The 12636-nt window shown below is 34.5% G+C and carries 15 protein-coding genes; all 15 read left to right on the forward strand.

All coding sequences use genetic code 11. From position 1 onward, the window contains the following. The first annotated feature begins 9 nt into the window (after positions 1-9). The 15 genes from flgK to AC2CGR_RS03645 all read left to right on the forward strand — a co-directional run bounded on the left by flgK (position 10) and on the right by AC2CGR_RS03645 (position 12626). The gene (flgK, locus tag AC2CGR_RS03575) at positions 10-1308 is read left to right on the forward strand and encodes a flagellar hook-associated protein FlgK (protein WP_484480515.1); all 1299 of its coding nucleotides are present in this window, start codon (positions 10-12) and stop codon (positions 1306-1308) included. Between the two features lie 41 nt (positions 1309-1349). Further along, complete coding sequence (locus tag AC2CGR_RS03580; protein ID WP_484480516.1) at positions 1350-2213, forward strand: flagellar hook-associated protein 3; 864 nt, start codon at positions 1350-1352, stop codon at positions 2211-2213. A 17-nt stretch (positions 2214-2230) separates the two neighbouring features. Next, the gene (locus AC2CGR_RS03585) at positions 2231-3613 is read left to right on the forward strand and encodes a flagellar hook-associated protein 2 (protein WP_484480517.1); all 1383 of its coding nucleotides are present in this window, start codon (positions 2231-2233) and stop codon (positions 3611-3613) included. 22 nt (positions 3614-3635) lie between these two features. After that, positions 3636-4004, forward strand: coding sequence for a flagellar export chaperone FliS (locus tag AC2CGR_RS03590; protein WP_484480518.1), 369 nt, complete (start codon positions 3636-3638; stop codon positions 4002-4004). Continuing rightward, positions 3994-4266, forward strand: a complete 273-nt coding sequence (locus AC2CGR_RS03595; protein ID WP_001058068.1) for a hypothetical protein — start codon at positions 3994-3996, stop codon at positions 4264-4266. Before AC2CGR_RS03590 ends, AC2CGR_RS03595 begins: the two co-directional genes overlap by 11 nt. Before the next feature lie 381 nt (positions 4267-4647). After that, positions 4648-5055: a flagellar basal body rod protein FlgB gene (flgB, locus tag AC2CGR_RS03600; RefSeq protein WP_002027413.1), complete on the forward strand. Its 408-nt coding sequence runs from the start codon at positions 4648-4650 to the stop codon at positions 5053-5055. Between the two features lie 20 nt (positions 5056-5075). After that, positions 5076-5489, forward strand: a complete 414-nt coding sequence (flgC, locus tag AC2CGR_RS03605) for a flagellar basal body rod protein FlgC (protein WP_000484679.1) — start codon at positions 5076-5078, stop codon at positions 5487-5489. Between the two features lie 17 nt (positions 5490-5506). After that, a complete protein-coding gene (gene fliE, locus AC2CGR_RS03610) occupies positions 5507-5806 on the forward strand; it encodes a flagellar hook-basal body complex protein FliE (RefSeq protein ID WP_000701676.1) in 300 nt (99 codons plus the stop codon). A 22-nt stretch (positions 5807-5828) separates the two neighbouring features. Further along, entirely contained in the window at positions 5829-7403 is a 1575-nt protein-coding gene (fliF, locus tag AC2CGR_RS03615; protein WP_341064814.1) for a flagellar basal-body MS-ring/collar protein FliF, read from the forward strand. Positions 7404-7417: 14 nt separating this feature from the next. Continuing rightward, positions 7418-8422 carry a flagellar motor switch protein FliG gene (gene fliG, locus AC2CGR_RS03620; protein WP_061687656.1) on the forward strand — a complete coding sequence of 335 codons (1005 nt, stop codon included), beginning with the start codon at positions 7418-7420 and terminating at the stop codon, positions 8420-8422. Then, a complete protein-coding gene (locus AC2CGR_RS03625) occupies positions 8409-9092 on the forward strand; it encodes a FliH/SctL family protein (RefSeq protein ID WP_000051729.1) in 684 nt (227 codons plus the stop codon). The genes fliG and AC2CGR_RS03625 overlap by 14 nt, the downstream gene beginning before the upstream one ends. Continuing rightward, complete coding sequence (locus tag AC2CGR_RS03630) at positions 9089-10393, forward strand: flagellar protein export ATPase FliI (RefSeq protein WP_484480519.1); 1305 nt, start codon at positions 9089-9091, stop codon at positions 10391-10393. Before AC2CGR_RS03625 ends, AC2CGR_RS03630 begins: the two co-directional genes overlap by 4 nt. Positions 10394-10510: 117 nt before the next feature. Continuing rightward, entirely contained in the window at positions 10511-10921 is a 411-nt protein-coding gene (locus AC2CGR_RS03635) for a cytoplasmic protein (protein WP_070168636.1), read from the forward strand. 10 nt (positions 10922-10931) lie between these two features. Further along, complete coding sequence (locus AC2CGR_RS03640) at positions 10932-12044, forward strand: flagellar hook-length control protein FliK (protein ID WP_484480520.1); 1113 nt, start codon at positions 10932-10934, stop codon at positions 12042-12044. Positions 12045-12047: 3 nt separating this feature from the next. Continuing rightward, positions 12048-12626 carry a flagellar hook assembly protein FlgD gene (locus AC2CGR_RS03645; RefSeq protein WP_484480521.1) on the forward strand — a complete coding sequence of 193 codons (579 nt, stop codon included), beginning with the start codon at positions 12048-12050 and terminating at the stop codon, positions 12624-12626. Positions 12627-12636: the final 10 nt, after the last annotated feature.

Below are 12636 nucleotides of genomic sequence, written 5' to 3' on the forward strand. Positions count from 1 at the left end.
TGGAGCATTATGAGATTATCTGATTATAATACCCCGTTATCGGGTATGTTAGCGGCCCAAATGGGATTACAAACGACGAAACAAAACTTATCAAACATTCATACACCTGGCTATGTGCGTCAAATGGTGAATTACGGATCTGTTGGAGCGAGCAACGGTCATACGCCAGAACAGAGAATTGGTTATGGTGTACAAACGGTAGGTGTGGATCGTATTACAGATGAAGTGAAGACGAGACAGTTTAACGACCAAATGTCACAGTTCTCTTACTATGCATATATGAATTCTACTTTGTCAAGAGTAGAGTCTATGGTAGGAACGACAAGTAAAAACTCATTATCTAGTTTAATGGACGGATTCTTTAACGCTTTTCGTGAAGTGGCAAAAAATCCAGAGCAATCGAATTATTACGACACATTAATTGCTGAAACTGGGAAGTTTACGAACCAAGTAAATCGACTTGCAAAACAGTTTGAAGAAATAGAAATGCAAACAACAGCAGATATAGAAGCTCACGTAGATGAATTTAATCGACTTGCTGCTAGTTTAGCAGAAGCGAATAAGAAAATCGGACAAGCGGGCACACAAGTACCGAATCAACTATTAGATGAACGGGATCGTATTATGACAGAAATGTCTAAGTATGCAAAAATAGAAGTATCATATGAATCTGCAAATCCTAATATTGCAAGTGTTAGAATGAATGGTGTTTTAACAGTAAATGGACAAGATACATATCCACTTCAATTGCAGAAGAATAAAGAACCTATGTCGTTACAAATATATGGAACTGATATCCCATTAAATGGCGGAGCAATTCAATCGGCAATAGATACGAAAACAAAAATTACTGGTTATAAAGATAATCTAAATGAATTTGTAAATTCATTAAAAAAACAAGTGAATACAGTTATGAATAAAGATTTCTTTGTTGGAGAAAATGCGAAAAAGCTTGAAATAAACCCTGATTTTACAAAAGACATTTCGAAAATGAAAATTTCAGCTGAAACCGCAAACAGACTTGCGGGTATTACAGAGGAAGACTTTAAACCTGGACTTACGTATAAACAAGCTTTAGATCAACTTTTAGTAGGTGTAGCGTCTGATAAAAGTTCAGTAAATGCTTACCAAAATATACATAAGGACTTATTAGAAGGAATTCAGCAAGAAAAAATGAGTGTCGAAGGCGTAAATATGGAGGAGGAAATGGTTAATTTAATGGCTTTTCAGAAGTACTTCGTAGCGAATTCTAAAGCTATTACTACGATGAATGAAGTATTTGATAGTCTGTTCTCAATTATCCGATAGGTAATAGTAATTGACCGAAAATAAATAAGGGAGAGATAGAAATGAGAGTATCTACGTTTCAAAATGCAAACTGGGCAAAGAACCAGTTAATGGATTTGAATGTGCAACAGCAATATCATCGAAATCAAGTAACTTCAGGTAAGAAAAATCTTCTTATGAGTGAGGATCCACTTGCGGCAAGTAAATCATTTGCAATTCAACATTCATTGGCGAATATTGAACAAATGCAAAAAGATATAGCGGATTCTAGAAATGTGTTAAGTCAGACAGAAAATACATTGCAAGGTATTGTGAAGTCTTTAACGAGAGTGGATCAATTAACGATACAAGCATTAAATGGAACGAATAGTGAAAAGGAATTAAAATCCATTGGAACAGAAATTGATCAAATCTTAGAACATGTTGTCTATTTAGCAAATACGAAGGAACAAGGGCGTTACCTTTTTGGTGGAGATAGTGCTGATAAGCCGCCATTTACAAAAGATGGAACATACCAAGGCGGAGAAAAAGATGTAATGTGGAAGTTGAATGATGGTTATGAAATTAAAGCGTTTCGTAAAGGTGATGATTTATTAACACCTGTAATTCAAACGTTAGTAAAGATGAAAGATGCTTTGCAAAGTGGTGATCAAAAAGCATTACAACCGTTCTTAGAAGAAAATAAGAAAAATTTAGATGGTGTTATTAACCGTACGACGGAAGTTGGTTCAACGATGAATACGGTTGATACGTTTAAAACGATTCTAAGTGAACAAAACTTAGCGTTACAAGAAAATCGTAAAGAGATTGAAGATGTCGATTTAGCAGCAGCTATTTCAGAGTTAGCGTACATAAACGCAACATATGAAGCGACACTTAAGGCAGTTAGTACGATGAGTAAAACGAGCATTTTAGATTATATGTAGAAAAGGAGTAATGTTTTATGGGAACAGCAGTATCTAATTTGGGTGGTAGACAACAAATTTGGAATCTTGGTAATAATATAATTGATACTTCTAATCTAGTAAATTTAGAGCTACAAGCTTTAGAAATGAAAAAAACACCGTATAATAATCAAAAACAAACATTAAGCAATGAGCGAAATATTTATGCTAGTATGAAGAAGGAATTTAATAGCTTTGTGCAAGTTTTTAAAGATATGTATGCTTTTAAAGGTAATGAGAAGAAAACATCTGTATCAAAAGAGGGATTTGTTACTGCACAAGCAGACGCATCTGCGATTGCGGGAACATACAACATTACAGTGGAAAAGGTTGCAGAACGTCATCAAATTACAACAAGACCAGTAGATTTATCTGACTCCAAGAACCCGAAAAATAAAATAGACTTAGATGCAAAACTTGAAAAAGATGTTGCGTTTGAAATTAATGGTAAAGAAGTTAAAATATCTAAGGATATGACTTATAAAGATATGGTAAATAAAATAAATAATGGAAATTATGGGGTATCAGTATATTCATTAGGTGGACAATTGTTCTTTACGTCTACTACAGCTGGAGAAAAAGGAGCAATAAATTTAGTAGATGGTAAAGAAGGCTTTTTAGAGGAAATTGGTTTAGTGAATTCATCTATAGACGAGGATACTAATAAGAAGGTATTTACGATTGCTAATGAAATAACAGCAGCTACAAATGCTGAATATACGATAAATGGGATTAAGGATTCAAGTACATCTAATAAAATTGATACAATTCCAGGTTTAACTATTAATTTAGAGAAAGCAACAAGTGAACCTATAAAAATCACTATTGAAGACTCAAATGTAAAGGATTCTATTGATTTAATTAAAAAAATGAAAGATGAATATAATAAAGCTGTTGGTAACTTGGATTTATTTGCCGGAGAAAATGGTGCGATGCAAGGAAATAATATTTCCTTTTCTCTAAGTAATTCAATGACAAGTCTATTTAAATATTCTCAAGATAATAAGTATTTATTTTCTTTTGGTATTCAGGTTGATAAGACTGGTAAGATGACATTGGATGAAGAAAAGTTAAAAACAGCATTTAAAGAAAATCCTGAATCTGCAAAACAATTTTTCTTTGGATTCAATGGTGTAGGTCATGAAATGGAAAAAAAATTAGATAGTATTTTTGGTGATGAGGGAGTAATTGGAAAACGTTCTAAAAGTATTGAGGATCAATTAAAAGATATAGACAAAAAAATAGCAGCAATTGATATTATGAATAAACAAAAACAAGAGGATATTGTAAACAAATACCAAAAACTAGAAAGTACATTAGCAGAGCTAGATAGTCAATTGAAAACAATTAAAGCAATGACAAAACAAAAAAGTGATGATTAATGAAAGTTGAGGAAGTGATCGTATGCAAGCATGGCAACGTTATATGCAAAATGATATTATGACGAGTAATCCGATTAAAAATACAATTTTTATTTATGAAAGATGTATTGTAGAGTTTCGTAATTTAGATGAGCTTTTACATACTTTTAAACTACAAGAGGGAGATGCGCTTCTTGAGAAGTTAGAACGTATTTTTGAAGAATTAAAACTTCAATTAAACCCTGAGATTACGAAAGATTTATATGATAGTCTTTATGGTTTATATGATTGGATTAGTCTTCAAATTCAAACGATGAAAGTAACACGTGAAGCGAAAGATATTGATGCGATTGTGAAAGTGTTACAAGATTTAATAGACGGTTATCGCGGAGCGCTTGAAAATGAACAATGATATTTATCGAGCATTTGTCGGCTGTTTTAATGAAATTGGTGAATTGCAAGTGTCAGATGAAGAGTTTACTGAGAAGAGTGCGATGTTAAATCGCTGGATGATGACATTGGATGAAGAAACGCGAGCACAAGTTGCGGCAGAAGTAAGCCCATTCATTATTAAGGCAGCACAGCATATTCGAGATAAGCAAAAGATTTTGGAAGAAATGATTATGACAAATGATGGGAGAATGAAAGCAAATTCATTTTACGGTAAATATTAATTATAAAGTGTGGAAACGGATCCTCCTTATTTTAAAAGGGGATCCATTCCTTCATGTAAATAAAGAATTCCGCTGATTGAGGTTTCATTTTATGACTGTAAAAAATAGAAGTAATCTAAATAATATAAAAATAATCTGCGGCTAGTCGTAAATATGTTGAAATAGTATATAGATTACTATGTGTATACAGTTTTTTTGTATTCTTTTTTATATTTTTGTATTTTTCTAAAGACAACAATGTAAAAATGGAATAAAATATGTAAGGGTACATAATAGTTAATATTTTAATAAATACATATAGGGAATTAAATAATGAAGTGAAACTTCCATCAGTGGATTATTATGTCAAAATGATAAGTTAAAAAAGGAAGGGTGTGGAGTATGCCAGATTTAGTGAGTGATGTAAGCCATTATATGAATTATTTAGTGACGAAACGAAATACTGTTTCTAGTAATATTGCAAATGCGAATACACCTGGCTATAAAGCACAAGACGTTACATTTGCTGAACAAATGAATAAAAGTAGTGCATTATATAAAAGCAATACTGCGGATTTAAAAACCAATGCAGATTTATATCAAACGAATGAAATGCACTTACCGACAGTAAATACAAAAAATACATATGCGAAGATTCAAACGAAGTCAATGCAAACGAATAAAGATGGAAATAGTGTGGATGTAACGACAGAAATGCTAGATTTAATGAAAGCAAACCAATTATATGGTATTTCAATTAACGCAATTAATACACAATATGCAATTAACCAAGCAGCTCGCGGACGTTAATAGTAGAAGGAGAGACAACGATGTTTCAGGCAATTAATGCAAGTGGATCAGGGCTAACAACAGCGAGAAAGTGGATGGAAGTTACTTCAAATAATATTGTAAATGCAAATACAACGGCAGCTCCGGGGGCAGATTTGTATGAGCGCCGTAGTGTAGTGCTTGAATCTAATAATAGTTTTGCAAATATGTTAGAAGGGACACCTACTAACGGGGTAAAAATAAAAAGTATTGAAGCAGACAAAACTGAAAACTTAGTGTATGATCCGACGCATCCGCATGCAAATGAAGAAGGATATGTACGTTATCCAAATGTTGATGTAACTGCTGAAATGACGAATGTAATGGTTGCTCAAAAAATGTATGAAGCAAATACAAGTGTATTAAATGCGAATAAAAAAATGCTGGATAAAGATTTAGAAATCGGCCGAGGATAGAGGAGGAATATGGGAAGATGAAAATCCAACCAATGTTACATACACAGCCATTTGGCACGATTCAGTCAATTGGTGCACCGAAAAACACGCAAACATCTGTAGTCGAGGGGAAGAAGTTTATCGATTTATTGGAAGATATGAATCAAACACAAAACAATGCGCAAACAGCGGTATATGATTTACTAACAAAAGGAGTAGGAGAAACACATGACGTTTTAATTCAGCAAAAGAAGGCTGAGTCTCAAATGAAAACGGCTGCTCTTGTACGTGATAATCTTATTGAAAATTATAAATCACTAATTAATATGCAAATTTAGGAAAATGGACGGGTGTGTTTAAATGGAAAAGTTAAAAAATGTTTTCCAATCGTTAAAAACGTGGCATAAGTTAGTCATTGGTGCTGCGCTTTTAGCAATTGTAACAGGAGCACTTTTATACTTCACCTTGCCAGATAAATATGTTGTTGTATATCAAAATTTAAATGATGCAGACAAGCAAGAGATTACAGCAGAATTATCGAAGCTAGGTGTCGATTACCAATTAGCAGCCGATGGTTCGATTCGTGTGCAAAAGAATGATGCTCCATGGGTTCGAAAAGAAATGAATGGAATGGGATTACCGTTTAATTCAAAAAGCGGTGAGGAAATTTTATTAGAAAGCTCGCTCGGTTCAAGTGAGCAAGATAAAAAAATGAAGCAAATTGTCGGTACGAAAAAGCAATTAGAGCAAGATATTGTAAGAAACTTTGCGACAGTTGAAACGGCAAATGTTCAAATTACATTGCCTGAAAAAGAGACAATTTTTGATGAAGAAAAAGCAAAAGGAACAGCGGCGATTACGGTTGGTGTAAAGCGTGGTCAATTATTAACGGCTGATCAAGTTGCGGGTATACAGCAAATGATCAGTGCAGCAGTTCCTGGTGTAAAAGCAGAAGAAGTAAGTGTTATTGATAGCAAAAAAGGTGTTATCTCAAAAGGGGCAGATGAAGCACATTCTAGTAGTTCCTCTTCTTATGAGAAAGAAGTAGAAATGCAGCACCAAATTGAAGGTAAATTAAAGCAAGATATTGATGCAACGTTAATGACGATGTTTAAGCCGAATGAATATAAAGTGAATACGAAAGTATCTGTAAACTACGATGAAGTTACACGTCAGTCTGAAAAATATGGTGATAAAGGTGTACTTCGTAGTAAACAAGAGCAGGAGGAAAGCTCTACTGCGCAAGAAGGGGCAGATACGAAGCAAGGTGCTGGTATTACAGCGAACGGTGAAGTGCCAAATTACGGTACGAACAATAATCAAAATGGAAAAATCGTCTACGATAATAAAAATGGTAACAAAATCGAAAACTATGAAATAGATAAAACAGTTGAAACGATTAAAAAACATCCAGAGTTAACGAAAACAAATGTTGTTGTATGGGTAGATAATGATACGTTAGTAAAACGAAGAATTGATATGACGACTTTCAAAGAAGCGATCGGTACAGCAGCTGGACTTCAAGCTGATCCAAATGGTAACTTTACAAATGGTCAAGTTAATGTAGTAACTGTTCAGTTTGATCAACCGAAAGAAGAAAAGCCGAAAGAGCCAGAAGAAAGTGGTATAAACTGGTGGTTATTCGGTGGAATTCCAGCTGGTCTATTAGCGATTGGTGGTCTAGTATGGTTCTTCTTAGCTAGACGTAAGAGAAAGAAAGAAGAAGAGGAATATGAAGAATACTTAGCAGAAGAGGAAGTTGCTGCAAGTAGTGAAAGTATTATGGAAATTCCGGAAGAAAAAATAGTACCAGAGCCAAAACCTGAACCAGAACAACCGAAAGAACCGACGTTAGATGAACAAGTGCAGGATGCTACGAAAGAACATGTAGAAGGTACTGCAAAGGTAATTAAAAAATGGTTAAACGGACAGTAAGGGAGGAAACAACGATGTTAGATGAAATCTCCTCCAAAGAAAAAGCTGCCATCCTCATTCGTACATTAGATGAAGAGGTGGCAGCAAAAGTCATTGAATATATGACGGCTGAGGAAAAAGAAGTGTTGCTTCGTGAAATCGCGAAGTTTCGTGTATATAAACCAGAAACGTTAGAGAATGTACTAGGGGAATTCTTATATGAACTAAATGTAAAAGAATTGAACTTAGTCACTCCAGATAAAGAGTACATTCGTCGCATATTTAAAAATATGCCAGAAGACGAGCTGGAAAAATTATTGGAAGACCTTTGGTATAACAAAGATAATCCATTTGAATTCTTAAATTCACTTACAGATTTAGAGCCACTTCTTACTGTGCTTAATGATGAGTCACCCCAAACAATTGCAATTATCGCTTCTTACATTAAACCGCAGCTTGCTTCTCAGTTAATTGAGAGATTACCAGATCATAAGCGAGTAGAAACGGTAATGGGTATTGCGAAACTAGAACAAGTTGACGGTGAACTTATTAATCAAATTGGTGAGTTATTAAAAGCGAAATTAAATAACATGGCATTTAGTGCAATCAATAAAACAGACGGCTTGAAAACAATTGTAAACATTTTAAATAACGTTTCGCGAGGCGTTGAAAAAACAGTCTTTCAAAAGCTGGATGAAGTCGATTATGAGTTATCTGAGAGAATTAAAGAAAATATGTTTGTCTTTGAGGACTTACTTGGTCTTGAAGATCTTGCGCTTCGCCGTGTATTAGAGGAAATTACAGATAACGGTGTCATTGCAAAAGCGCTTAAAATTGCAAAAGAAGAAATTAAAGAGAAATTATTTACATGTATGTCTTCAAACCGTAAAGAGATGATTCTGGAAGAATTAGATGGCTTAGGGCCACTTAAGATGACAGATGCTGAGAAAGCACAGCAAACAATTACAGGTGCGGTGAAAAAGCTAGAGAAAGAAGGAAGAATTATCGTTCAAAGAGGTGAAGATGATGTCCTTATTTAAGAACAGAATTCCGAAGAATTCTGTTTCTTTTTCTGAAGAAACGTATGAATTACAATTTCCAAAACCAATACAAGCTCACGTAGAAGAAATACAAGTAGATCAAGAAGAACTTCTTGCGCAGCAACAATCGTTACATGTTGAACTGAATCAACTAAGACAAGAAAAGCAAATGTTAGAACGAGAGCGTCAGCAGTTATTACATGATCAAGAACAATTTCAAATGCATGTTCAGCAGCAGATGAAAGAGATAGAATCGGCACATATGCAGTTTCAAAAAGAGCAACAAGAAACAGCATACGAATGGACAGAATTATTATGGGATCAATCTTTTCAACTAGCAGAAAAAATTGTGAATCAAGCAGTAGATGCTAGATTGCTTGATGTGTTACCTATTTTAACTGGCATCGTTCAAACATTGCCTACTTCTTTTGAAAAACTAGTGATTACCGTACATCCAGAAACGTTTGAACGTATTCAAGAAGAGAAGGAAAATACGAAAGAGTATTGGTTACTGCAATTAGTAGAATGGAAATATGATTTCTCCTTACAGTTCGGTGAATTTGTTCTAGAAGAAGAGAAAGAGTTCTTTGAATTTAAATTTGCACCTATATTTGCGAAACTTCGTCAGAAATGGGAAGAAGAGAAGTTATTTGAGGAGCAAAATGTATGAATCGACTGTTAATGAATGAAAACCAAAAGTGGAATACATTTATTGAAACACCGTTTTATACGAAAGTCGGTAAAGTTCATAGTGTGCAAGAGCAGTTTTTCGTAGCGAAAGGACCAAAGGCGAAAATAGGTGATGTTTGTCTCGTTGGAGAGCATAATGTCTTATGTGAAGTCATTGCAATTGAAAAAGAAAACAATATGTTACTTCCGTTCGAACAGACAGAAAAAGTATGTTACGGAGATGCTGTGACATTAATTGCTGAAGATGTTGTTATACCTCGTGGTAATCATTTACTCGGAAAAGTGTTAAGTGCAAATGGTGAAGTGTTAAATGAAAACGCCGAAAACATTCCATTGCAAAAAATAAAGTTAGATGCTCCGCCTATTCATGCATTTGAACGTGAAGAGATTACTGATGTATTTGAAACGGGAATTAAATCTATTGATTCTATGCTAACAATTGGTATCGGTCAAAAGATTGGTATTTTCGCTGGATCAGGTGTTGGTAAATCTACTTTACTCGGAATGATTGCGAAAAATGCAAAAGCTGATATAAACGTTATTAGTTTAGTAGGAGAACGTGGCCGAGAAGTAAAAGACTTTATTCGAAAAGAATTAGGCGAGGAAGGTATGGAGAAAAGCATCGTTGTCGTGGCGACATCAGATGAAAGCCACCTTATGCAACTTCGCGCAGCTAAGCTTGCAACATCTATTGCTGAATACTTCCGAGACCAAGGCAATAACGTACTACTTATGATGGACTCTGTTACTCGTTTTGCTGATGCGCGTAGAAGTGTTGATATTGCCGTTAAAGAGTTACCGATTGGTGGTAAAACACTTTTAATGGAAAGTTATATGAAGAAGCTGTTAGAGCGCTCTGGGAAAACGAAGAAGGGATCTATAACAGGTATTTATACTGTACTCGTTGATGGAGACGATTTAAACGGCCCTGTACCAGATTTAGCACGCGGTATTTTAGATGGACATATTGTATTAAAACGTGAACTTGCAACGCTCAGCCATTACCCTGCTATTTCAGTACTAGATTCAGTAAGTAGGATTATGGAAGAAATCGTATCACCAACTCATTGGCAATTGGCAAATGAAATGAGGAAAATATTATCTATTTATAAAGAAAATGAATTGTATTTCAAATTAGGAACGATTCAAGAAAATGAAGAAAATGCTTATATTTTTGAATGTAAAAATAAAGTAGAAGGTATAAATACATTTTTAAAACAAGGTCGATCAGATCGTTTTCAATTTGATGATATTGTTCAAGCGATCCACCATATAGTATAGGACCTCACGCTTTTGAGGTCTTATTTTTTTGTTTTTTAATATTTCACAGATTTTTTTGGAAAAAAACTATATAATAGAAAAAGAGAGCGTTATAATAGGAAGGGGCTATGAAAACAGGTGGATAAGCAGCAGTACGACACGATAAAATTGCAAATAAATCAAGAAAAAGAACAGATTTTGAAAGAAGTGTATGAATTAACAGCTGAAAAAAGAAAAATAGAACAAAAAAAAGAATATGATTTATATGTTGTGAAATCGCGTAGTAAAGTCGTACAAACTGGGCAACGTATTATGGCTGGTATGCTTTCCTCACATACGTTTTCACCTGAAAGAATAGAAGAATGGAATCGGAAAATTAAAAAAACAGAAGATTTTATTCAAAAAAATGAAAGCCTTTTAGAACAAGTAAAAGAAAAAGAACGTGTCATTGATGAGATGTATCAAGAAGGTTGTAGAAAGCTTGCGAAAGTACGAGAAAAGCAGGAAGAAAAAATGCTTCTTGATTTGAAAATGTGTATGAATGGATGAGGTGAATGTAGTGATACAGTCTGTATTACCGGTGCAACAAAGTTTACCTCCGCAAAAAGAAAAAGGGCTAGAAGTACAATCTAAAAGTGAAGATTCTTCATTCAATCGTGCGATGAGAATGGAAAACAAAAAGCAGCCGAAAACGGAGAAAACAAAGCAAGAAAATGCACCAGAAGATAGAAAAGAAAACATTCTTTCTAAAAAATCGGCAACGAAAAAAGAGCCTAATGTAAAGAAAGAAGAAAAAAAAGAGACAGAACAGTTATTGTTAGCTGTATCTGAGCAAATGGTTGCAATTGAGCAATTACGTGTGCAGCCAGAATTGTTATATCAATACATACAAAAAATACAAGAGCTGTATAAAGAATATGGAAATATAAAACTTAATGAATTACCCGCTAATGAATTACAACAATTACAAGAACTCCTTTCTAATATGAATATCAAAAATGCTATATGTTTAGAAGATACAATGCAAATGGCATTAGACAAAGTGAAGATGCCAGAGCAAATGATGGAAGTATTGAAAGTAGTGGAAACAGAAACTTGTAATATTGCAAAGAAACAAGAAGAGTCCAAAGACTTAGATGGAGATCTTCCGAAAGCTGAGAGCGAAGATGTCAAGGTAGAGTTGCCAGAAGGTGATGTATTCAACGATTCGAATTCTGCCGGTGCAGAGTTATTAAATAAAGCGACAAGTACCGATCACATAGGGAAATCAACTAGTGGCGCTGAGAAAGTTTCATTGCCTGACTTAGGAAAGAAAATGGAAGCACAAGTAGAAGCCTTGCAAAAGTTTGTAGTGAAACAAGAGCGTGTTTTATTCCAGTTAAATCCAGAAAAACTTGGTACATTAACAGTGTTTATGAAAAAACATGGAGATCAAATTGATGTTCATGTGGAAATGGAAAAACACGATGCGAAGAAACGTGTTGAAATCATTTTTGATGAATTGAGACTGAAGTTAAAAGAAAAAGAAATTAATATTCAAATTAGCTATTCAGATAAAGATGAAAATCGTAAAGAACAGCGAGAACAAGAGCAAAGGCAAAAGCAGCAATTAGCAAGTACGAAACATGAGAAACAAGAATCAAAAGAATTTGCGGGATTATTGGAGGAATAAAGCGTGCCAACAGTTGGATTAAATACAACGAGTACAAATCATATTCCGTTGCAAGTAGGAGCGCAGAATAGGAACGCCTCTGTTAACGGTGCACAACCGGCAGTAGGGCAAATGAATGGAGTATCAGCAGGAGAACAAAAAACTCCTGGAGTAATGGGAAAAGATGATTTTCTGAAATTGTTTTTATCGAGTTTCCAGCACCAAGATCCATTTAATGCGATGGATATGAATCAAATGATGAACCAAACAGCGCAGTTATCTCTTATGGAACAAGTGCAGAATATGACAAAGGCAGTTGACTCTTTAAGAACGACAATGTATTCGACAGCGCTTGATGGTGGAATGAAGTTTTTAGGGAAGTACGTAAGAGGTATTGACGGTGACGGTAAAAAAGTAACTGGTCAAGTAGAGACAGTTCGCCTTGCAGAAAATAACGAGGTACAGCTCGTTATTGATAATAAAATTGTATCCCTTCGTTTCGTTGAGAGAGTGTCTGATAAACCAATTGGAGAAACGAATCCAGAAGATGCGAAGAAAGACGATCAAAAAGTAACGGAAGAAGAAAAAACTACAAATTCATAAGGAGTGTCCA

The sequence above is a fragment of the Bacillus sp. LSHTCR4 genome (assembly GCF_057197025.1).